The following is a 20426-nucleotide window of genomic DNA, read 5'->3' as shown; positions in this document are numbered from 1 at the left end:
TCTCGGAATTCTAGCGGATGAGGTGCAGAGTGCGCTTCCAGCGTGTCTGGTCGAAGACGTGGATCACGATGTGGGCCATAAAGCTGAGGCGATCCGCCATGGTTTGCTTGTTGATCTGATCGGCGGGAGTATCGAAGGACCAGTAGACGAACATGGGGCGGCCGACGATGTTCTCGCGGGGAACGAAGCCCCAGTAGCGTCCGTCGAGGCTCTCGGTGCGGTTGTCACCCATGGCGAAGATCTTACCGGGAGGGACGACGAGGTCGCCGTTCTGGATGTGGCTGGGAAGCTCGTTGGCCCAACTGGCGGTGATCTCGCCTTCTTCCATGCGGCCCGGGGGGACGTTGGGGAAGTCGTCGCGGTAGGGCTGGAAGGCGTGTTGCGGGTTGTCGTCGAAGGCTGGCATTCCGGCCTGGGGCTCGTTCTGGGCTACTCCGTTGAGGTAGACGACTCCGTTGCGGAGGTGGATGCGATCGCCGGGGATGCCGATGGCGCGCTTGACGAGGAAGAGATCGGGCTCGCCTGGCTTGAGAAAGACGATGACGTCGCCGCGGTGGACGTCGCGGTAGAAGTTGAAGGGCGCCCATTTGGTGGGGGGAGCGAGGGCGATGCGGTCTACGAGGACGTGGTCGCCGATGAGCAGGGTCTTGACCATCGAGGCGGAGGGAATCTCGAAGTTCTGGAAGATGAAGGTCATGACGAAGAGGCCGATGGCGAGGACGGTGCAGATGGAGGCGAGGGACTCAAGCGGGGTCTCCGGCTCCTCCTTCTGGTATTCCTTTTCGGCGGCTTCGAGCTCTACTTCTTCCTTCGTGTTCATCCATCTCTCCGTGTGGTGCGGTTCTGGCTTCGGTAAGTGTATCTCTGATCGGTGGCGGCTTGGACTTTGTTTGCCGGTACCCTACCCCCCTCCCCCTACGCCGCGCGTAAGCGGTTTGGTTGCCTGGAGATGCGAAGGGGAGCCCTCGCCAAATACGTGCAACCAAAAGGCTTGCGTCCAAATACGTGCAGGGGAAGCACTTAGCGAATCTGGTGAAGCTTGCCCGCTTCCTTTACTTCTCTAGTTCTATTTTAGCGGGTTGACCGAAACTAAAGTGCCACTTGTAAGTGATTTGAAGCAAATGGTTTAGGTGGTTTTGGGGCTTGACAGGCGAATTTGCTGGGAAATTTGAAGGTCCTGGTCTGGATTTTTCTTCGCCGGCAGGCTTCGCTTTCGTAAGTGCAAAAAAGTGCAACATTATAAACCTGTCATGGGAATGATTGGTGGAACTAACGCAAAAATATTCTTTATAGGTTGCGTCGCCTAAACCACGCAGCTAGACTCCGCATCAGTTAACTCCCGGTACCTATGCTCTTACGGAGATTTTATGGCCCTAATAAACATCCTGCTGGTCGATGACGATGAACTTATATGTTCCACTCTGGCGACTCTGCTGGAGAGGCGTGGCTTCGCTGTCACGATGGCGAACTGCGTCTTTGAAGCTTTGAAGTTGATTAGCTCGTGCAGCTTCGAGGTACTTCTCAGTGACCTTCACATGCCAGGGCCGGGAGACGGCTTAACGGTGGTGAGCGCGATGCGCCATGCCAATCCGAAGGCTGTCACCATTTTGCTTAGCGCATTCCCGGAGATGGACGCGGCGGCGCAGGCGATCCTGATGCAGGCCGATCAGATTCTAGTGAAGCCGATGGATGTCGATGGGCTGGTTAAAGTGATCAAGGACAGGCTGGCGAAGGGGGCTCCTGCTCCGCGCTCGATCAAGAGCATTGCCGCCATTCTGGAATCCACCATTGAAGAGACGATCGAAGCATGGTTGAAGAGAGTTGAGAAGAGCGAAAAGGTCATGGTTGTTTCCTTGAGCCGAGAGGAACGGACCGGGTATCTGGACAGGGTTCTGATGGATCTGGTGGTTCGGCTGCGTTCCTTGATTCCTCTTGGCAGCGACGAGTTTGTGTCAGCCGCCGCGCACGATCATGGATTGCTGCGGCGACAGCAAGGCTATACGGCAGCGATGATGATCGAAGAGTCGAGGATGCTGCAGGTGAGCATCTTCGAGACGCTGCAGAGAAATCTTGGGAGCATCGACTTCAGTGTGTTGCTGCTCAGCGTGATGACGATTGCGGATGAGGTCGACGCGCAACTGAGCCAGGCGATGGATGGCTACCGTATCGAGTCGATTAGCGACGCGCTGCCTGCCTGAGCGATCCGGGCTACCACATGGGGGATGCGGTGGCTTCGAGCTCCTGGGCCTGCTGGGCGGGGAGGTCGGGCATGAAGTTTAGGCCGGTGTGCTGCTCGATCCAGCGGATGGACTGGATGTACTGCTCGAGGTGGTAGGGCGATTTATAGGTGGCGATGTTGGGCATGACGAAGGCGATGGACTTCCAGTTGCCGGTGTCTTTGTCTTTGACGAGGATGATCTTGTAGAAGTGGGTGGGAACGGCGACTGCGTCTTTGCCGATGGTGAGGAAGGTGATGGTGCCGTCGGCGGTCTGACGGTCGTCTTCCTTGGGGTCGTAGAAGATGGGGCCGGTGATCTCGTAGGCCTCGGAGTTGTCGGTGACCCATTTGCGGGTGAGGGTTTCGAGGGAGCGCCAGGCCTGCCGGTTCATGGTGGGCCGCTGTGGGGCCATGTTCGACATGCGGAAGGTCTCGTCTTGCAGCTCCTGATTTTTTCCTTGATTGGCGGCTGGGGCTTGATGGCCCTGGTCGTATCCGGAGCGGGCGTAGTCGGCGGGGGTGGAGTGGGGGCCTTTGAGATCTTCGTCGGCTTTGAACTTGTTGGAGCGGTTGGTGTCGGGGCCGAGCTGGTCGGCGGTGACGTGCTCACAGACCCAGAGGGGGATCTTGTCGAGGGAGCTGTGCTCGAGGACGTAGCCTTTGCGGAAGATGAACTCGGTGGGGCCGAGATCGGTGGAGGTCTTCTCGGGCATTCCGTCGAGGCATAGGGTGTTTGCGAGTTGTTTTTGCTGATCGGTGAGGGTGGTGTCGGAGGAGCGGTGGGTCGAGCCTAAGGCGGCTCGGGTGTGAGGGTGCTGTTGGTAGGCGAGGCTTAGGGTGCAGGTGAGGAGGAAGGGGGCTAGTAGGGCTCTGCGCATGGTCGTGTCTTCTTAATTTGAGGGTGGTTTGTTATAGATGCAAGGGGGTTGGATTTTCTAGTTAATTCTTGTGGGGGGTGATGGGTTTGAAATGCGGGGGGGTGCTTCGTTGAAACTACAAGTGCGAGAACAACGGCAACAGCAAGTGCAACCGCAGGTCTTTCGATTGCGTAACTCGCGATGAGGCTGCGAGTTACTTCGCTCAGGATGACAATTTGTGTGGGTGTTTGTGACAAATTGTGTGCTTGTTTGAAGCGTTGTGGCTGGGGAGAGGTTGTGGTTCCCACCCTTCGCTAGAGACAAAGGCGCGAAGGATGGGGCACCCGGGCTTTGGTTCCTGGGGTGAGAGTTTGTGTGGGTGGTTCGATCGTTTGTGGTTCGCCCGGGAGAGATGAGGCGGGGGGAGGAAGGCGGTCGGGCTGTGCCCGATACCCCACCCTATTTGCGATGAGACTGCAAAAAGGATGGGGCACCCGCTTTCGTGCCCGCATCTGCATTGTGTCCGTTGTGACGTGGGGCTTTGTTTTTTTGTTTAGTGGGGGATGTGGAAGATGCGGTCCCAGCGGGCGAAGTCCAGGACTGCTTCGAGCCAGGGGTGGGATTGGAGGGTGGGTGGGGCGTCGGATTGGTCTGGGGGGAGGGAGAAGTAGATGAGCATGGGTTTGCCGACGATGGCGGAGCGGGGGACGAAGCCCCAGTAGCGGCTGTCTTCGCTGCCGTTGCGGTTGTCGCCGAGGACGAAGTAGTTGCCGGTGGGGATGATGAGTTCGCCGTGGTCGATGAGCTGGTGCATCTTGATCCACCAGGCGGGGTCGATGTCGGGGGAGGTGCTTTGGAGGCGGGGGAAGTTGTCGCGGAAGTTGTCGGGGGTGCTGGGGCGGTAGATGGCGTAGGGCTCGGTGAGGAGCTGGCCGTTGATGTAGACGTGGCCCTCGTGGAGGCGGAGGTGGTCGCCGGGGACGCCTACGACGCGCTTGATGAGGTGCATGTTGGGGTCGATGGGGTAGTGGAAGATGATGATTTCGCCGCGGCGGATGGAGGTGGGAGGAAGGATGAAGTTGGACTCGTCGAAGCCGAGGCTGTGCTTGTTGACGAGGAGGAAGTCTCCGATGAGGAGAGTGGGCTCCATGGAGCCGGAGGGGATGCGGAAGGGCTGGAGGGTGAAGGTGATGATGAAGATGGCGATGACGATGATGTAAAAGAGCGACTGAAGGGCAGGGAGGAGACCGTGGGTCTGGTGGGGATCGGGGGCGGACTGGGAGAGCAGGCCGGGCTGGGTCTGGGGTTGGGAGGGCGACAGGATGGGTTCCGTCGGCATTTTTTACCCCGTTGCCTCTGTGTTGTTTGACTCGGAGACGGGTGGCTTGGTCTGCTGTTCGGCGATGAGGTGTTCGAAGGCGAGGCGGGCGGCCTCCTGCTGGGCTTGCTTCTTGGTGGAGCCTTCGGATTCGGCGAGGGCGCGAGATGCGCCGGAGCGATCATTGACGCGAACTTCGACGCGGAAGCGCTTAGCGTGATCAGGGCCGGACTGGGCGGTGAGGACGTACTCGGGCTGGCCGGCGCCGATGGCCTGGAGGTGCTCCTGGAGGGCGGACTTGTGGTCGCCGATGGCTCCGCTGAAGGTGTCGCCGGAGCGGAGGGCGATGTGGAGGTCGGGCAGGGCGGGCTCGATGATCTGCTTTTCGACGAAGGTGCGGGCGGGGGGGAGGCCGGCGTCGAGGTAGAGCGCGGCGATGATGGCTTCGAGGGCGTTGGCGAGGAGGGCGGGCTTGCGGCGGCCTCCGCTGGCCTCTTCGCCACGGCCGAGGCGAAGCATGGCGCCCAGACCGATTCGGGCGGCGACGTTGCCGAGGTGGCGGCTGCTGACGAGGGAGGCGCGGAGGCGAGTGAGCTCGCCCTCGCGGGAGTTGGGGAATCGGCGGAAGAGGGCTTCGGCGACGAGGAGGCCGAGGACGGCGTCGCCGATGAACTCGAGCTGCTCGTTGTCGGCGGTGGGGTCGGGGAGGGTCTCGGGGTTGGTCTCGTAAGAGAGGGAGCGGTGGGTGAGAGCCCAGGTGAGGAGCTCGGGGCGCTGGAACTTGTGGTGGAAGATGTCGGGGAGAGAGGGTGGGGCGGGTGGTTTGCGGTGCTTCGCCGGAGGTCTTCCTGCCTTACCTGGATTCGGCTTCAGCGTCGTCAAATCGACTCCTTTTGCGCTTTTCGTGAAAGCCAGTGGGTGCTCCGAAGAGAGGCCCGGGGCTAAAGCCCTGCGCTAATCCTAAAAGCGACTTGGCCGCGAAGGCAGAATACGGCTTCGTCCTCAGAACAAGACTTGGCATGATCGTGCGGTACCAAGGTTACGACTGCGGATAGACCGAAATGGTAGACGTGCGGCGAAGAAATCTATCCCTGCGGCTGGGCTCGATCGTATGAGGCCCACGATGCCAAGGCTAAAGCCTTGGAGTGTCCGGAAGCAAATGGAACGATTTCAAATGCCGCAGAATCAGCGGTGTAAGCGGGGGCTTGAACCGGGTTCGATACTCCCCCTCGGCGGTTGCTGCCGGAGATTCGCGGATTAATGCTGCGGGGCTGGGTCTCCGGGCGGCGGGCGGTAGGCGTCCTTTTCGGCTTTGCCGCTGGGGTCGAGGGGGGCGTCGTCGTCGGGCTGGGTGGACTGCTGGGCTCGTTTGGGCAAGGCGAAGGGCTGCTTGATGCCGGCGTCGGCGGCGGCCTTGGTGTCGGGCTGGCTGTCGCGGACGGTAAGGGCGGCGCGGTACTCTTCGATGGCCTTTTTGCGGTCGGGCTTCACGTCGTAGAGGCGGCCCAGGTAGATGTGGGCCCAGGCGAGGGTGCGGGGCTCCTTGGAGGTGGTGAGGACGGTCTGGAAGCGGGAGACGGCCTCGTCGGGGTCCTTGTCCATGAGGGCGATGCGGGCGAGGACGTAGTTGGCCTGGGCGTGGTCGGCCTTGGGGTCGGCGAGGGCTTTGTTGGCGAGGTCCTCGGCGGAGGCGGTGTCGCCCTGGAGGAGCTTGCGCTCGGCGAGGCGGAGGCCGGTGAGCTGGACAGGAGCGCGGCGGACGAGGTCGTTGGAGCCCTGGGGGAGGAAGGTGACCTGCAGGTCTTTATGGAGCTCGCGCTGGACGTCCATGCCGTAGACCATCTCGCCGATGTCTTCCTTGAGGCTGATGTTGTCGTGCTCCATCATGCCGAGCTTTTCGTAGAAGTAGTCGACGAGGACCCAGCCCTGGCGGACGGCGAGCTGAACGGCTTGGCGGCGGACGGTCTCGGCCTGTTTGTCGTAGGCGGACATTTCGGCGTCGAAGCGCTCCATGTCGATGCGCTGGCGAATGGCGTCGGGACGTTTGGGCTTGGCGATGCCGACGTCCATGGTGCGGGTCTCGATGGCCTTGATGAGGCACTCGGTGATGAGGGCGACGATGTCGGACTTGAAGGTGAACTCGAGGGGGGCGTCCTGGACGGATTTGAGCAGGGGCAGGAGGCGGTCCATGGCGGTGGCGCGGGCGTAGACGAGGGGCTCGACCTCGTAGTGGAGGTAGGTGTGGCGTACCTGATCCATATGGACCTGACCGAAGGGGTCGCCGGTGGGGGAGGCTACGACGAGGAAGTCGCTGGAGTAGATGCGGGCGTTGGTGGCGGCGGGGGAGAGCATGGGCTCAAGCAGGACGAGGAAGCGGCGGCCGTCGTAGCTGCTGACGGGGAGGCCGAGATAGATGTTGGTGTTGAGCACCATCTTGGTGAGGGGGTCGTGGACGCGGCTGACGAGGTCTTCGTACTCGGGACGGTGGTTGACCCAGATGGCGTGGAGGTGGACGGACTCGCCGAAGGTGCGGAGGAGGGGCAGGATGTTGACGACCTGGGTGGAGTCGGCGGGGAGCTCGGTCTCTTCGGCGGTGGGGGTGAGCTCGGGTGGCGGCTTGAGATAGACGGCGAGGGAGACGTACTGAGCGAGGTTGAGGCCGCTGTCGGCGAGGGTGTGGAGCTGGATGTAGCTGCAGAGGGCGTCGCGTGCGTCGCGGGCTTCGGCGGAGGCGGCCAGGGCGTCGTTGATCTCCTGACGGATCGCGGTGCGAACGGGTGTCGAGGCTGAGAGGCCGGCGTCGTAGCCGCAGGTGTTGAGGGCGGTGGCGATGTAGAAGAGTGGCTCGCTGGTCTCGAGGGTGATGGCGGAGCCGCCAGCTTCGGGCTGGGCGATGCGGGGAGCGGCCGCAGGACGGGTGTCGGTGCTGCGGGAGTCCTGCTGGACGGTGCTCTGGCTGCTGGAGGACTTGCTGCTGGACGACGACTTACTGCTGGACGACTGGGGCTGGGACTGGGCCATGGCTACCAGAGAGCAGGAGAGGACTGCGAGGGTGATCGCTGCGATGCGGAATGGGTTTTGGGATGACACGATAGGTGTTCGACGCTCCCTGTGGAGTTTAGAGCATTTTAGGGAGGGATGGAATGTGGGGTGTTCGGAAGGAGGCTTAACGCCGATGGCACCGATTTTAAAGCGTGACGGTGATTTCGGGGATAAATGCTGATAGGAATTGGTAGACTGCGGTCCCGCTTTCTTGCGGAGGCGGGTCAGCCCTGGACTGAGACTCCGGAGAAGGTGACCACGGCGCGGCCGCGGATGGGGGCTCCGAAGACACGAGCTGGCTCGAAGACGCTGAGGAGGAGCTGATCGACAATCTGGATCTGGACGGCGGTGTCTTCGGGGCCGGAGACGATCTTATAGTCGTAGACGCGACCCTCACTGTTGACGTAGGCCTCCACGATGATGGTGGCGTCGTGGCTGTTGATGATGGGGCGCGGCAAGGCAGCGGAGTAGCGGTAGTGCGGGACGGTCATTGCGCCGAGAGGTTCGTCGTTGGCCATGACTGGCTCGGGAGCGGCGACCATGCCGAGCAGCAGCAGAATGCCTCCGAGGAGGACGATGGTGCCCGCAAAGCCAGCAGAGGCCTGGATGAGCACGGGGCGAATGGCGTTCTGCCACTTGAGACTGAAGCCGTCGAAGAGGCCGGCCTTGCGGCGGGCGCGCTCATGGGAGATGGCGAGGCGGAGCTTCATGCCGAGGTCGGCGGGCGGCTTGAGGGTTCCGAGTTCGGCGAGAGAGCGCTGCATGTCTCGCATGGCTTCGAACTCCTGATGGCAGGAGTCGCAGGTCTCAAGATGGGTGGCGATGGTCTGCATGCGGCGGCCGCTGACGGCTCCGTCCAGGTATGCGGAGAAGAAGGCACGGATTGAATTGCAACGACTGGTGAGGCTGTTCGGGATTTGGGTCTGGCGCTCAGTCATCGGGTTGCCGCTCCTTTGGATGCCTGGAAGGAGTGCGGTGACGCAGAAGAGTGAACGGATTTCGAGGCGGCAGCTTTGGAGTCGGCTACCAATAGCGATCGAAGAGCAGTACGACCGCGAGTGAGGCGGGATTTAACTGTGCCGAGCTGGAGGTCGAGGATCTCGGCGATCTCTTCGTAGGCGAAGCCCTCGATCTCGCGGAGAACGACGACGGTGCGGTATGCCTCGGGAAGCTGGCGGAGGGCGGATTCGAGGCGCTCGCGGGACTCGGACTGGACGGCTTGCTCGTAGGGGGATTCTCCCTGGTCGGCAAGGGTGGCGCTGAGGCAGAGGGAGTCGCCTTCTTCATCCGACTCGGGAGTGGAGTCGATGGTGATTTCCTGACGCTTGTGGCGGGACCACCAACGGCGCTGGTTGGAGGCCTCGTGCAGGGCGATTCGGTAGAGCCAGGTACGGAGGCTGGCGTCGCCGTTGAAGCCGCGGATGCTGCGGAAGACCTTGATGAAGACTTCCTGGGTGATGTCGGATGCGTCTGCGGGGTCGTTGATGCTGCGCGCGATGAGAGAGTAAAGCGGCTGGTGATACTGCGCGATGAGCAGGCCAAATGCCTCTTCGGAGCCGGCCTTGAGGTCGGCGACGAGAGATGCGTCTTCCGTGGTGATACCGATCGCGCTTGCTAGATTGCCCACTGCCATGCCCGCCTGCATATCGGGTGTCCTCTACAGTACGACTTTCTTTCGGTCTCCGGCAAATGGCACTGATGCCACAGGCGTAAGGAGACGGGAGAAACAGCGCCGGCGCCGACCGAGTGCTCGCTCACTCTACTGTACTTAGACACCAGCAGGGGGCCACTTAGTTCCCATGATTATTGGGAAAAAGCTACGTGACGTTGACGAACCGCGTAGGGTCAGTCAGAATAGATGGAGTCCTTCCTAAGAGTGGGCCTGTGGCGCAGCTGGGAGCGCGCTTCCATGGCATGGAAGAGGTCATCGGTTCGATCCCGATCAGGTCCACCAATTATTTCAAGCATTTAGCACTCCCCCCTTCCGCTACTTTGTAGCAATTTTGTAGCAAACTCCAAAACCACACCGCGGACCGGATTCGGATTCGTGGATTTCCTGTGTTCGGAAACCACCGACTGGCGAGTTTCGAGGGGCTTTTTCCCCTGTGCAGCGAAGTTCCTGTCTCCGCCAGGGAAGCGCCTTCCCGTTGTGTCCGGTTCCCAAGGATCGGGTTCTTTCGTGCCATTGCTCATCAGCTCGGAGTGAATCGAGTTGATGGTCGAGCGCACCTCCGGTTCGAGCGACTGCATGTAAACGTCCGTCGTCGTCGAAGCCTTCGAGTGGCGCATCATGCCCTGGATGTCCTTGACGTGACCTTTGGTCTTGCCAAGCGTGGCGATGGTGCGCCGGATGACCTGGAAGGTCAGCTTCGGCAACTCCAGTTCGTCGGCCAGCTTATGCAGCACCCGGTGGCGATAGTTGCTCGAATCCATCGGGCCGCCGAATCGGCCTGGAAACAGGAACGCATCCGGAGAGGTGTCCTTGCCCTGCTTCTTCAGTTGCGCTCGCCATTCCACCAACTCCTCCGCCAGGACTCCGGCGACGGGCACTTTGGTCAGACTTCCTTTCGTCTTGCCAAACGGACGAAGCTTGCCTTTGTAGATCGTCTCCTGAATATCAAGCACTTGCTTCACATCATCGAAGCAGCGCCAGCGCAGCGGGAACAACTCACTGGGCCGAAGCGCATTCGACATATCGAGCTTGATCAGAATCCAATCACGCAAACTCAGTTCGTCCAGCTTCGCCAGGGCCGCGCGGAGTTGATCCCACGTAAGGGTCGTTCTATCGACCTCACGGAGGTTCGCCGGCGGCTTGACCATACGCGCCGGATCTTTTGAGAGGAAGTCCTGATCGACTGCCTCCGCGAAGATGGCCCGCATGTAGGAACGAATCTGCAAGACTCTGTCCTTGGAATGGATTTTGGCCAATCTGTTCAGGTGGTGTTGCAGAGTGAACTTATCGAAGCTTTCCAGTCGAACATCTTCGAACTCGTTCACGAGATCCGCCTGGATCAGGTACGTCTTGATCTTGGCGGTCTCTTCTCTCCAGTCCGCCTGCTTCAGTGGCAGGTAGCGGTTGCGAACAAACCATCCGAAGGTGACCATGCCGCTCTTCACGGTGCCATCCTCGGAAGTCTGCCCAGTGAGGCGGACGATCTCGCTTTCCAACTTCTCTCGCGCCTGCGTCTTCGTCATCTCTGATCTCAGACCGAGCGCGACTGGAATCGCGGCTGTCCTGGTTTGATTGGTATCTGGATCGAGGACTGTGCGGCGAAAGTAGCCGTACCATTTCTTTCCTCGAACGAGAACCCATCCCTTCTGGTGCGACTTACCCATAACGTCCTCAGTTCTGTGGGGGAACCAAGCGGGCACCTTCTATTTTACCGGCGTTTTCTGCGTAAAACAGAGGCGCGTTCGCGCTCGTTGACGAACTCCTCAACCTCGCTCAGGCGATAGCGTAAAACTCCGTCGCTCATCCGGATGACAGGAAGAAACGGTGCCTTGCGTGAGGAGTGATCCCATACCCAGTCCTTCGTAACGTTCAGTCGTTGCGCAACGTCCTCAACGGTGAGAAGGACATCCCTGGACGGCATTTGCTGAACGCTCGCTGCGAAAGCCATAGCGCATCTCCACATGTGGAATCCCGGTGTCGGTAGATACCGGGAAATGTGCCTAGCCTCTCGCGGCGGAAAGGCGTTGTCTAATACTTTCCATTTATCGGGTGATACGTTTTACGTATCACCCCCGCCTAAGCCCAGTTGTGAAGCGCGCTTACACCGTGTGGCGTAAGTTTGGCCAAAATTGAGATTTCTGTTGATAACTAGAAACAGGATTGACAGAATTTCCACAGGCGGAGGTGCGATTTTCCCGCTCGTTTGCAGTGGAGTGCCACAGCACGTCATCCTGTCGAGCGGTGCGTTATGTATGAATGGGCCGAGCTTCGTCACTTTCGATATCTTCTCGCGATCCTGGAGAAACAGGGATTCCGCGCGGCTGCGGAAGAGTTGCGAACCGCGCAGCCTAACCTCAGTGTTCAGGCGCGACAGTTTCAGGAGAACGCCTCCGTCCGCCTCTTCCGAAAGATGAAAGGTGGTCGCATCAGGCCCACGGATACGGGCATCGCATTCAAGGTTCTTGCCCGGATCTTGTTGGAGACGCGCGATGAAGTTCTCGATGCGCTCATAGCGATTGAACGTGGTGACATCCGCTCCGTTCGCTTCGGATGTACCCCTCTGGTCGATCAGGGTATCTCGCCATCGGTAAGCAGAAGGTCGAGTTTCACCGCGTGGGAGGGGCGAACTAGCCATGACCGAGCCAAACCAGAATCCGCCCGCAACCGTCCCGGAACAGCCGGAAGCGAAGTCACCACTCAAAAAGGGTATGCCGGTGGTAATCGTCCTCGTTGTCATCATTGCCCTAATCGGCGTCGCCAATGTGTCGAGCCTGTTGAACGGCAACAAGAAAGCAGCCCCGGCAAGCGCAATGACCATGCGCCCCGCTTCGCCGAATGCCCAGCAGGTAAACAGCTTTTCGACGCAGCAGCAGGTGCAGGCCCAGCGAGACGCTGAGGAGCGCCAACATCAGCAGGAGTTGGCCGCTGCGATGCAGCAACTACAGGCCGAACAGAGTGTCCCCGGTCCAGAGGCCGCCGGGACACAGCCGATGACGGCAGCGCAGCGAGATGCGATCTATGGCAATAGCCCGAACGCACCACAACACACCTCGAACATCTCGCAGGCTCAGGCAGAGGCCAAGCAAAAACAGCTTGCGAAGGAAAAACAAGCGCAGGACGCCATCAATAGCGATACGGTCGCTATCGACTTCGCCCACGCGGGCGCAGCGCCCGGTGCCGGTGCCGCCGTCCCGTCGCAGACGGCAACGGCTGTATTGGGGGAGCGTGAGGAGGCGCATCCCCAGACTGTCGAGGAAACTCCCACCAGTCCATCTCCCACTAGCGCGAGCGACAAGCCCGGTGTTGTGCCGGTGCCCTCCGCTCAACAGGCCAGAGCTGCTTCCAAGGCCGACGCGATGGCCGTATACGACTTCGATAGCTATCAGGGCCGTCTTTATCGCGTCTTCGAGGGAACGGTATTTGAAGGGGTTGTCACCAACCATATTGACGGCGGGTTGAGCGGCCCGATCCTGGTCATGCTCACCACCGACTACTACTCTCACGACCATCAGCAGCTTCTCATGCCGCAGGGGACACGATTGATCGGCACAGTACAGAGCGTGGGAAATGCCCAGCAGCGCAAGATGTTCGTCACCTTCCATCGCGCCGTTTGCCCGGATGGGTTCTCGCTTGACTTCGATAAGTACATTGGCCTTGACCCATTAGGCACTACTGGCCTCGCGACCAAAGTAGACCACGGCTATCTGATGGCCTTCGGCGCGGCTGCAGCCGTGGGCGGTTTAGGTGGTTTGGCGCAGATCGGCAACAACGGCAGTGTGCTTACAGCGTCATCCCAGATACGCAGCGGGATCTCCGAGCAGTCGGCCACCGAGGGTGAGCAGGTGTTGAACCACTTTCTGAATCGCCTGCCTGTCATCACGCTCAAGGAAGGTTCCCGTGCCCGCGTATACGTTGGGCGCGACATCCTAATTCCCTCCTACGCGGAGCATCGCGTCGATCCGACCATGTAAACGCTTTTCCCTAGAGGTGCCCGTATGGATGAGAGCAATTCAAGATACGACCATTTGCTCCGCAAAGCGGAGGATGCCAAGCGCGGCGGTCACGACGCCTGGGCTGTCCAGTCCACTGGTGAGAAAGTCGCTGTTGCTCTGGTCCTCAATCGTGCCGACTGGCTTATGGAACAGGGATACACCATTGCGGAAGCCATCGAGCGGTGCGGTTCCGGGTGGGTTGCGATGATTCCACAGGTTGCCCGCCAGTTCGTGGATCAGGAATAGGAGGTTGTGCTTAGGACCACACTCAACATTACAAGACGCAACAGGCTCATTCTCTCAGTCAGTGCATCCATGCTGGCTCTCGCTCTTCTCATCTCGACGGTCGGACATAGCTCTGTAGCCAGCACGCTCGATTGGTTTGCCCAGACCGTTGACGCTGTGACGGCGTTTCCATGCAAGATCGTGACCGACATCCGTCACTTTTCCCTGGACAGGTTGGACCCCACCCGCCCGCAGTGGTTCTAGCTTTTTCCCCCAAAGGAGGCTGTATGAAACTCGTGATGACCAAACGCAACAAGTATCTTCTTACCGGCGGTCTGCTCTTGTTGACCGCGACACCTAGCTTCGCTCTCTTCGGGATCGGCGACATCGTCTTCGACCCGACTAGCTATGCCAGTCTTGTCTCCCAGCTCACGACCTTGGAGTCGCAGTACAAGATGCTCCAGAACAACATCACACACTTCTCACTCAAGCAGCAGTGGCAGACGACCTTGAATGCCATGAAGAACGCCAACGTCGCCAATATGTTTGGTGAGACGAGCGGCATGAGCATCGCGCTCAATACGAACTCGCCCAGTGCGTCGTCCACGGCCCTGGACTGCCGGGACAATCAAGGTAAGCGGGAACACAACCACATACCTGCAAGGGCAGACGCCGGGAAGCGCACAGCTTTCGCAACTTGCCATGATCGAGGCATCGGACTCTATCTCTCCCGACTGCCTTACCGCAGTCGGCCAGTACAGAGGCGCGAGGACACAGAACGTCACCGCAAACAACACGCTCGCCTCGCAGCAGCTCGACGGTAGCGATGGCACCAACACCGAGGTCGAGCAGCTTAATCTCCTGAATGCTGCCGAAGCCCAGAAGATGTCCGAGATGCAATCGCAAGGCGTCTTGCAAGCCTGCCTTGCCTCTCAGATGACCGTCACGAACATGGAACGCAGGAACGCTGCGGCGCAAGATCTCAACACCGCCGCGTTTGTCCAGCAGCAACGCTCAACCAACAACGTGAGTGCGGCGAATGAAAGTAACACCTGGCAGACCTATCTTCCCTGATTCGGAGACATGATGCTGAAAGCGATCAACACCAAGATCCTACTTGCCATCCTTGCGGCGCTGACGGCCATCGGCGGTGCCGTGATTTACCAGAGCCATGAGGCTCACAAGGCCGCCGCCATTCTTGAACAACAACAGCACGATGCCGAGGAGCGCAACAAAGAAGATGAAGCGTTTCGCAAGAAAGTAGAGCAGCACAAGAAACGGCATAATTCTGCAGCCGGTAACGAAGGCAAGACCTGGAAGAGCTATATCCCCTGATTTCACCGGAGACCGATATGAGCATCGCCGTTCTCGCACAAGCACTGCCGTCCGCATCGTCGGGCATGGACTGGCTCTACCAGTTCACCAACAACCTGACCAACCTCACCACGCAGAATGGCGGCGCGTTGACCCAGTTCGGTTGGACGGAGCTGAGCTGCATCTCGCTCTTCACCCTTGTGAACATGGTCATCAACTGGAACACCAGCACGATGACGTTCCGGCCGCATCACCATCCCGTGCGTGCGGGCGACCTTACCCACTTTCTGCTCAAGCTCATCGTGTGCAGCTTGCTGCTGAACTATTGGGTGAATCCGTTTCCCGGCGCGAGCTTCGGCATCAATCACTTCTTCAGCTACATCGCACAAGCGATGGTTGCAGCGTTCGACCAGCACTCGCTGGACCAGTTGCTTCAGCTGCTCAAGAACGCTGGCGATGGAACGTCCATGCCCTCCTTCACCGCACCCGTCCAGATCCTCTGTTATGTGCTGGTACAGATCATGCTCGGCTTGGCCTCGGCCACCTTGTTCGTCATCAATTGCAGCGCCTTCATCCTCTACGGTGTGACTGCGCTCTTTGGTCCTGTTTTTGTGCCGTTGCTCATGACGCAGACCTTCAAGGCGAAGTTCTTTCACTTCCTCGATGTGCTCATCTCGTTCGCGATGATTCGCGCTGTGGCTGCCGCCTTCATCTATGTGTGGGCCGGATTCATGAACGGGTTTCTGCAGCAGACGTTCAATGGCAACTATTCGATGGATATGTGGATTGCCAACCTGATCCCTTGCTTAATGGTCTTCGTCGCTTTCATCATTAATATGCTGTTCATTCCGAGCATGACCCAGGCCATCTTTGGAGGCGCTGCTGGGATGGCGGGAAGCATGGGCGGATTCATCGGCAAAGCTGTTTCCACCGTGGCAATGGCAGGGGGGATATAGACGATGTCTTTCTGGTGGCTCGTTGACGTTCTAATGCTCCGGCGTCTGGGCTTGGCTAGGCCTTTTCGCTACATGCTTCTGGTGCTGTTTGCTGGATGCCTTATCGCCGGATTGATCTATACCGTTGTCGTCTTTCACGCGATCGAGGAAAGGAGCCAAGTCCCCCATGTCCACACACACAGCACCCGTTGAAAGCGCGCTCACGCCGGAGCAAGCCCTGCTTACCGACCACATCGGGAATGAGGTCTATGCCTCCCACTATGCGGAGCGCAAAGCATACCGCCTCATCATTGTTTCCGGAACCGTGCTGCTGCTTGGTTCAATGTGGCTGAACTTCTCTTTGGCGCACCGTCCGATCGCCAATCGTTACATCCGTATCGACGAGATGGGCCGCGCCCAGGCAATCCAATACAGCGACCTCAACTACAGCCCCCGCGAGGGCGAGGTACGGACTTACCTCACCGATTGGGCCAGCTATCGCTACACGATTGGCCGGGACACCATCGCGAAGAAGTACCCGCTCAACTACTACTTCTTGTCGCAAACGCTCGCCTCGCAATTGATGACGGCAGACAACGCCAATCATCTCGTCTCGCAGGTTGTAGCGGACAGATCGAGACCAGCGACGTGCAGGTGAAGAATGTCACCATTACGTCCATGTCCGAGGAGACTGTCCAGGGCGCAGGTATTGCCCGTGGGACGGCCCTTGTAGCCATCGACAGATTCTACTCCGCTCAGAACTCTCGCGAGCCCCGGACAGAACATTGGATGCTCAGCATTACCTACTATTTGAACCCGAAACAGGTCAGTGACCAGGCCCGCATCTTCCCGCAGTTCGAGATGATCAATCCGCTCGGATTGACCATCACGGAGTTCCACGAGAACAGGCTTTCGGTCGACCCCATAGCGCCCGGAACCAGTACAGCGTTGCCGGCACTCCCGGCAATGCCAGCCCCAGGAGCGACGAAATGAGCTACCACCTTATATTGCCGTTCTTTCCTAAGGAGTTACGGGCGCTGCTCCTAGATCCGTCCATCTCGGACTTGATGATTAATGGCACCACCGGCGTCTATGCGGATCGGAACGGCGTCATCGAGCATATCCCCTTGGCGACGCCGTATTCGAACGACCGGCTACAGGCCGCTATCGAGAGGGTGGCTCGCATCCTCGGGCAAGACCTCACAATGCAGAATCCGATCCTGAATACACGCTTGCCGGACGGCTCGCGTGTGGCGGTCGTGGGCGCTCCGTCTTCGATCAATGGACCGACCCTGACCATCCGCCAATTCAATCGCTGGTACACCTCCGATGAGTTGATCGCCGCTGGCAGCTTGCCGGAGTCCGTTCGGGACAAAGTCATCCACTTCATCAACGAGAGAAAGAATGGGATCATCAGCGGCGGAACCAGCTCAGGAAAGACGACCTTAATGAAGGCGCTGCTTGACCACGTTCCCCAGCAGGAGCGTCTCGTCGTCATCGAGCAACCGGCAGAGCTGAAGGTATCGCATCCCAATGCCGTCCGCTGGGAGGCTGTTGAGGCGATTCCCGGCCAGGTTGCCATCACTCCGAGTCAGCTCTTAGCTGCCGCTCTGCGTCATCGTCCCGACCGGATCATCATGGGCGAGATACGCGATGAGTGTGGCTATGACCTGCTGCAAGCGATGAACACCGGGCATGGTGGGACGCTTTCCACCATCCATGCAAAGTCCGCATGGGATGCCCTCAATAGGCTGTCGGATTTGGCCCTAAGTGCCAGGGCTAATTTGAATCACGCATTCATCCGCTCCGAGACAGCAGAGGCCATTGACTTCGTTCTGTACTGCGAGCGCGATGCCACGGGCCGTCGCCGCGTGCGCGAGCTGATTACCGTCACCGGATACACCCACGCGGACCAGAGCTTCCAGACGGAGGACATCTATCGTGCTTCCGCCGCCTGAGCATCAGGCATACAGCTAGAGAACCGAACCCGAATCGAGGTCACTTCGATGTACCGTCATGCTGCCAAAACGGCTGCACAGCCCAACTCGTCCCTAAAAGCGCCCAGCGTGGCATTCCGGCATAGTCGAGAGCGCAACGGAGGGTGCTCTGAGCCCTCCTTCTATGGAGCCTCTGTGGCGATGAGATGGGCTGCGGTATGGGCGAACATTCACCGCCGAGATCGAGAGTTTGACTTCGGTGCATCGGGGAGCCTTCCGCCTCGTATCCCGTCCTCTGCTCGGGGTCACGCTTCGGGGCCAAACCGGCGCCCTGCGGCTCGGCGTCGTTCTGCTTCAACGATGTCGCCCCTACGGGGTCTCGGTTCCTCCCAAAAGAAGTTTGAGAACCGCGGCAAAGAACACCGCGCAAACTTCTTTCGGGCCCCGCCAAGAAAGCACTCCTTGGCGCTTGGGAGCCGGGCCCACTCGCTGGCTTTGCCAAGTGTGACCCGAGCAGGTTACGGGAAATTCAACGAAACGGAGATCACCATCATGTACTCAAACAAAGTCACCCTCATCGGATTTACCGGCGCTGATGCAGAAGTTCGCACCAACAACGACCGCAGCCTCACCACTCTCTCGCTGGCAACCAAGTCCTCCTACAAGAAGGACGGCAAGTACATCGAGCACACCGAATGGCACCGTTGCGTCGTCTTCGGGAAGCTCGGAGAGTTCGCCGCCACGCTCAAGAAGGCCGCTCATATCCAGGTCGAGGGCGAGTTGCGCAGCCGCAAGTACGACAGCACGAAGACCGGCACGGAAGTGACGGTTTGGGAGATTCGGGTCAACTCGATTCTCAAGCTGGACCGTGCCGCCAAAGCGGCAGCGGAAGACGAGGATGAATCCACCGAGGAAGAGGCCGCATAGGCCCTTCCTCCTTTCCGAAGAGTCCGGCGTCCAGCCGGGCTTCTTCGGCTGCTAAAGGCCCGTGGCATCGCGCTCGCAGTACAGGTCGGATTGGAGGTATCGAGATGAATGGAACAGCCCAGGACTTTCTTACCCGTTGCTTCGCTCCGGGCGACATCATCGCTCTCTTGCTTCGCAACGAGAGCATAGCAAAGACAGAACAACGCATCGTTCCTTTGGAACGTGCGCTCGCGCCACGTTACCGTGGCTGGCTCGCTCATGAAAACCACCACGGAGCGAATATCTATGTGGCTGCCAATCCGCTGCTCTCCGGCAGCCGGAAGCGCACCAAGGATTGCATCGCTTCCATTCGCCATCTCTATATCGACATCGACGTGAACGGAGAGGCCCGGCTTGCTGCGCTCCGTGCTTCCGAGCTTGTGCCAGAGCCGAACGTGATCGTCTCCACATCGGCTGGCAAGTACCAGGTGTTGTGGCGCGTTGAGGACTTCGACTTCTACACGCAAGAGATGACGCTCAAGCTCCTCGCAATGGGCTTCCACGGCGACATCTCGTGCACGGACTGCAACCGGGTTCTTCGCATCCCCGGATTCAAGAATTGCAAGTACGATCCCGCGCAACTCGTCACCGTCGAATATCCCTCTGATGCGACCTATCAGCCGGATGACTTTCACCTGTATGTCCTGCGCGAAGCCTGCATGATTCCGCCGATCCCGCAACAGCCGATACGCCGGGATATGCAGACCAACTCCGAGCATGATTGGGCTTGGATCTCGCGTGAGCTTGCCCACGGCAAAGACGCCGTGACGCTCACGCTGGAGCTGGCTTCGCGGCGCTCCGACAAGCCCAATCCCACCTACTACGCCCAACGCACCGTGGACATGGCTTCGTCCCGTCTCTGGCTGATGGAAGGCACATCCATCGCGGACGTAGTCGCCATGCTTGAGAGCCGCAGACAGCCTGAGATTCCCGCAGCACTTTGCTCCGCTCGTGCGCGGGAGATTGCGGCCACGGCACAGCGCATGATTGCACGCAACAAGGTCGCTTGAATTTATCACCCAAAGGAGAACAGCAATGCCACTACTCGAAGTCATCCAAACCCGTCAGGTCAGTGCCTCTATCCGGCTCACTGACTCAACCGCTACGCAGGTCGATCAGTACGCCGCTTTCATTCGCGCATCAGCGGATGATGTCGTGGAACAGGCGCTTGCTTATGTGTTCCTGAAAGACCGTGACTTCCAGGACTTTCTGAAGACGCCACAAGCGAAGCAGGCCTCTTCGACGCTTCGCATTCGGAGAGCGCCAGCTAATGATGCAGCGGAGCCCCCAGCAAAGAAGCCGGTATCCGCCGCATTATCGCCAGCACAAACAGCAGCATCCGTGGCGGGGTCGAAAGCATGATCCCGCTGCTAATGCAGTGGCAGAGCCACTACGGTGCTGCGCACCGGAAGAAGATTGACACTCCATCCCTCGCAGGGTTGCGTTTGGAACCAATTTGGTTCCAGCGGGAAACATGCAGAAAACAAGTGGCTTGCCACCGAGAACAAATTCGCGAGGTTCCATTCGGAACCGCCAGCGAAGTTGGCCGCAGAAGGATCAGTGATGCTTTCACAGACCTCTGAAATCGAAGGCCGCCTCCAGCGGCTTAAGGGACGGGAGACCCGCACGCAGAGCATCGCTACGCGGTTTACCCGCAGTGAAGAAAGAGCGTTATTGCGGGTTGCCGCAAGCTGCGGAAAGAATCTCCGCGAATGGACACGGGAAGTCCTGTTGGATGCCGCGAACGGACAGCAACACGGCGATGGCGCGCCATTGTTTGCCGAAGTGCAAGCCCTACGTCTCTTGCTCATCAACTCCCTTGAGCCGTTGCTGCGCGGCGAAAAGATGACGTCGAGCAATTCAAGGAAATGCTCCGGTACGTGAAAACCAATAAGCGCAAAGCGGCCGCAGATATGCTTGCCAGCTATGCGGAAGGGACAACAGAACAGC

21 protein-coding genes, 1 tRNA gene and 2 pseudogenes are annotated in these 20426 nt (G+C 59.3%); 15 read left to right on the top strand and 9 right to left on the bottom strand.

Annotated elements, in window-relative coordinates:
* Positions 1 to 10: 10 nt before the first annotated feature.
* A complete protein-coding gene (gene lepB / locus HB393_RS05895) occupies positions 11 to 820 on the bottom strand; it encodes a signal peptidase I (RefSeq protein WP_213804232.1) in 810 nt (269 codons plus the stop codon).
* Positions 821 to 1367: 547 nt separating this feature from the next.
* Between lepB (HB393_RS05895) and HB393_RS05890 the strand changes: the two genes are divergently transcribed.
* Positions 1368 to 2198: a response regulator gene (locus tag HB393_RS05890; RefSeq protein WP_213804231.1), complete on the top strand. Its 831-nt coding sequence runs from the start codon at positions 1368 to 1370 to the stop codon at positions 2196 to 2198.
* A 10-nt stretch (positions 2199 to 2208) separates the two neighbouring features.
* Here HB393_RS05890 and HB393_RS05885 read toward each other — a convergent pair whose 3' ends face one another.
* From HB393_RS05885 to HB393_RS05860, 6 genes are all read right to left on the bottom strand, one after another.
* A complete protein-coding gene (locus HB393_RS05885) occupies positions 2209 to 3096 on the bottom strand; it encodes a DNA/RNA non-specific endonuclease (protein ID WP_213804230.1) in 888 nt (295 codons plus the stop codon).
* Positions 3097 to 3628: 532 nt separating this feature from the next.
* The gene (gene lepB, locus HB393_RS05880) at positions 3629 to 4414 is read right to left on the bottom strand and encodes a signal peptidase I (RefSeq protein ID WP_213804229.1); all 786 of its coding nucleotides are present in this window, start codon (positions 4412 to 4414) and stop codon (positions 3629 to 3631) included.
* 3 nt (positions 4415 to 4417) lie between these two features.
* The gene (gene rnc / locus HB393_RS05875) at positions 4418 to 5275 is read right to left on the bottom strand and encodes a ribonuclease III (RefSeq protein ID WP_255550847.1); all 858 of its coding nucleotides are present in this window, start codon (positions 5273 to 5275) and stop codon (positions 4418 to 4420) included.
* A gap of 375 nt (positions 5276 to 5650) precedes the next feature.
* Positions 5651 to 7483 (bottom strand): hypothetical protein, encoded by a 1833-nt coding sequence (locus HB393_RS05870; protein WP_255550846.1) that lies wholly within the window; start codon positions 7481 to 7483, stop codon positions 5651 to 5653.
* A gap of 176 nt (positions 7484 to 7659) precedes the next feature.
* Complete coding sequence (locus HB393_RS05865; RefSeq protein WP_213804228.1) at positions 7660 to 8373, bottom strand: zf-HC2 domain-containing protein; 714 nt, start codon at positions 8371 to 8373, stop codon at positions 7660 to 7662.
* Positions 8370 to 9080, bottom strand: coding sequence for a sigma-70 family RNA polymerase sigma factor (locus HB393_RS05860; RefSeq protein WP_213804227.1), 711 nt, complete (start codon positions 9078 to 9080; stop codon positions 8370 to 8372). The genes HB393_RS05865 and HB393_RS05860 overlap by 4 nt, the downstream gene beginning before the upstream one ends.
* A 233-nt stretch (positions 9081 to 9313) precedes the next feature.
* Between HB393_RS05860 and HB393_RS05855 the strand changes: the two genes are divergently transcribed.
* Positions 9314 to 9389: transfer RNA gene (locus HB393_RS05855), tRNA-Ala, on the top strand.
* A gap of 14 nt (positions 9390 to 9403) precedes the next feature.
* Here HB393_RS05855 and HB393_RS05850 read toward each other — a convergent pair.
* Together HB393_RS05850 and HB393_RS05845 are read right to left on the bottom strand one after the other, a co-directional pair.
* The gene (locus HB393_RS05850) at positions 9404 to 10771 is read right to left on the bottom strand and encodes a tyrosine-type recombinase/integrase (protein WP_213804226.1); all 1368 of its coding nucleotides are present in this window, start codon (positions 10769 to 10771) and stop codon (positions 9404 to 9406) included.
* A gap of 44 nt (positions 10772 to 10815) precedes the next feature.
* Positions 10816 to 11055 carry a helix-turn-helix domain-containing protein gene (locus tag HB393_RS05845; RefSeq protein ID WP_213804225.1) on the bottom strand — a complete coding sequence of 80 codons (240 nt, stop codon included), beginning with the start codon at positions 11053 to 11055 and terminating at the stop codon, positions 10816 to 10818.
* 300 nt (positions 11056 to 11355) lie between these two features.
* On the opposite strand from HB393_RS05845, the pseudogene HB393_RS25110 reads away from it, so the two are divergent.
* The 13 genes and pseudogenes from HB393_RS25110 to HB393_RS05780 form a co-directional block, all read left to right on the top strand.
* Positions 11356 to 11541, top strand: a pseudogene (locus HB393_RS25110) (LysR family transcriptional regulator); the annotation flags it as partial.
* A gap of 199 nt (positions 11542 to 11740) precedes the next feature.
* Positions 11741 to 13078: a TrbI/VirB10 family protein gene (locus tag HB393_RS05835; RefSeq protein WP_213804224.1), complete on the top strand. Its 1338-nt coding sequence runs from the start codon at positions 11741 to 11743 to the stop codon at positions 13076 to 13078.
* A gap of 54 nt (positions 13079 to 13132) precedes the next feature.
* Positions 13133 to 13345: a hypothetical protein gene (locus HB393_RS05830; RefSeq protein ID WP_255550845.1), complete on the top strand. Its 213-nt coding sequence runs from the start codon at positions 13133 to 13135 to the stop codon at positions 13343 to 13345.
* A 6-nt stretch (positions 13346 to 13351) separates the two neighbouring features.
* Positions 13352 to 13588, top strand: coding sequence for a hypothetical protein (locus HB393_RS05825; protein WP_213804222.1), 237 nt, complete (start codon positions 13352 to 13354; stop codon positions 13586 to 13588).
* 23 nt (positions 13589 to 13611) lie between these two features.
* Positions 13612 to 14148 (top strand): hypothetical protein, encoded by a 537-nt coding sequence (locus tag HB393_RS05820; protein WP_345945051.1) that lies wholly within the window; start codon positions 13612 to 13614, stop codon positions 14146 to 14148.
* Between the two features lie 262 nt (positions 14149 to 14410).
* Entirely contained in the window at positions 14411 to 14659 is a 249-nt protein-coding gene (locus HB393_RS05815) for a hypothetical protein (RefSeq protein ID WP_213804512.1), read from the top strand.
* 17 nt (positions 14660 to 14676) lie between these two features.
* Positions 14677 to 15594: a type IV secretion system protein gene (locus tag HB393_RS05810; RefSeq protein WP_213804221.1), complete on the top strand. Its 918-nt coding sequence runs from the start codon at positions 14677 to 14679 to the stop codon at positions 15592 to 15594.
* 166 nt (positions 15595 to 15760) lie between these two features.
* A pseudogene (locus HB393_RS05805) lies at positions 15761 to 16566 on the top strand (VirB8/TrbF family protein).
* Positions 16563 to 17531, top strand: a complete 969-nt coding sequence (locus tag HB393_RS05800) for an ATPase, T2SS/T4P/T4SS family (RefSeq protein ID WP_213804220.1) — start codon at positions 16563 to 16565, stop codon at positions 17529 to 17531. Before HB393_RS05805 ends, HB393_RS05800 begins: the two are co-directional and overlap by 4 nt.
* A 531-nt stretch (positions 17532 to 18062) precedes the next feature.
* Complete coding sequence (locus tag HB393_RS05795) at positions 18063 to 18437, top strand: single-stranded DNA-binding protein (RefSeq protein ID WP_213804219.1); 375 nt, start codon at positions 18063 to 18065, stop codon at positions 18435 to 18437.
* A gap of 104 nt (positions 18438 to 18541) precedes the next feature.
* Positions 18542 to 19486 (top strand): DNA-primase RepB domain-containing protein, encoded by a 945-nt coding sequence (locus HB393_RS05790; protein ID WP_213804218.1) that lies wholly within the window; start codon positions 18542 to 18544, stop codon positions 19484 to 19486.
* 25 nt (positions 19487 to 19511) lie between these two features.
* The gene (locus HB393_RS05785; protein WP_213804217.1) at positions 19512 to 19838 is read left to right on the top strand and encodes a hypothetical protein; all 327 of its coding nucleotides are present in this window, start codon (positions 19512 to 19514) and stop codon (positions 19836 to 19838) included.
* Positions 19839 to 20039: 201 nt separating this feature from the next.
* Positions 20040 to 20360: a hypothetical protein gene (locus HB393_RS05780; protein WP_213804216.1), complete on the top strand. Its 321-nt coding sequence runs from the start codon at positions 20040 to 20042 to the stop codon at positions 20358 to 20360.
* Positions 20361 to 20426: the final 66 nt, after the last annotated feature.

The organism is Granulicella sp. dw_53 (assembly GCF_018449545.1).
Lineage (GTDB): Bacteria > Acidobacteriota > Terriglobia > Terriglobales > Acidobacteriaceae > Edaphobacter.
The sequence above is the reverse complement of the archived record's forward strand: the minus strand, read 5'-3'. Positions and strand labels throughout refer to the sequence as shown.

Excerpts from the sequence above, each read along its gene's own strand:
- lepB (WP_213804232.1), bottom strand. The coding sequence starts at position 820 with ATGAACACGAAGGAAGAAGTAGAGCTCGAAGCCGCCGAAAAGGAATAC.
- HB393_RS05890 (WP_213804231.1), top strand. The coding sequence starts at position 1,368 with ATGGCCCTAATAAACATCCTGCTGGTCGATGACGATGAACTTATATGT.
- HB393_RS05885 (WP_213804230.1), bottom strand. The coding sequence starts at position 3,096 with ATGCGCAGAGCCCTACTAGCCCCCTTCCTCCTCACCTGCACCCTAAGC.
- lepB (WP_213804229.1), bottom strand. The coding sequence starts at position 4,414 with ATGCCGACGGAACCCATCCTGTCGCCCTCCCAACCCCAGACCCAGCCC.
- HB393_RS05865 (WP_213804228.1), bottom strand. The coding sequence starts at position 8,373 with ATGACTGAGCGCCAGACCCAAATCCCGAACAGCCTCACCAGTCGTTGC.
- HB393_RS05860 (WP_213804227.1), bottom strand. The coding sequence starts at position 9,080 with ATGCAGGCGGGCATGGCAGTGGGCAATCTAGCAAGCGCGATCGGTATC.
- HB393_RS05850 (WP_213804226.1), bottom strand. The coding sequence starts at position 10,771 with ATGGGTAAGTCGCACCAGAAGGGATGGGTTCTCGTTCGAGGAAAGAAA.
- HB393_RS05845 (WP_213804225.1), bottom strand. The coding sequence starts at position 11,055 with ATGGCTTTCGCAGCGAGCGTTCAGCAAATGCCGTCCAGGGATGTCCTT.
- HB393_RS05835 (WP_213804224.1), top strand. The coding sequence starts at position 11,741 with ATGACCGAGCCAAACCAGAATCCGCCCGCAACCGTCCCGGAACAGCCG.
- HB393_RS05820 (WP_345945051.1), top strand. The coding sequence starts at position 13,612 with ATGAAACTCGTGATGACCAAACGCAACAAGTATCTTCTTACCGGCGGT.
- HB393_RS05815 (WP_213804512.1), top strand. The coding sequence starts at position 14,411 with ATGCTGAAAGCGATCAACACCAAGATCCTACTTGCCATCCTTGCGGCG.
- HB393_RS05810 (WP_213804221.1), top strand. The coding sequence starts at position 14,677 with ATGAGCATCGCCGTTCTCGCACAAGCACTGCCGTCCGCATCGTCGGGC.
- HB393_RS05800 (WP_213804220.1), top strand. The coding sequence starts at position 16,563 with ATGAGCTACCACCTTATATTGCCGTTCTTTCCTAAGGAGTTACGGGCG.
- HB393_RS05795 (WP_213804219.1), top strand. The coding sequence starts at position 18,063 with ATGTACTCAAACAAAGTCACCCTCATCGGATTTACCGGCGCTGATGCA.
- HB393_RS05790 (WP_213804218.1), top strand. The coding sequence starts at position 18,542 with ATGAATGGAACAGCCCAGGACTTTCTTACCCGTTGCTTCGCTCCGGGC.
- HB393_RS05785 (WP_213804217.1), top strand. The coding sequence starts at position 19,512 with ATGCCACTACTCGAAGTCATCCAAACCCGTCAGGTCAGTGCCTCTATC.
- HB393_RS05780 (WP_213804216.1), top strand. The coding sequence starts at position 20,040 with ATGCTTTCACAGACCTCTGAAATCGAAGGCCGCCTCCAGCGGCTTAAG.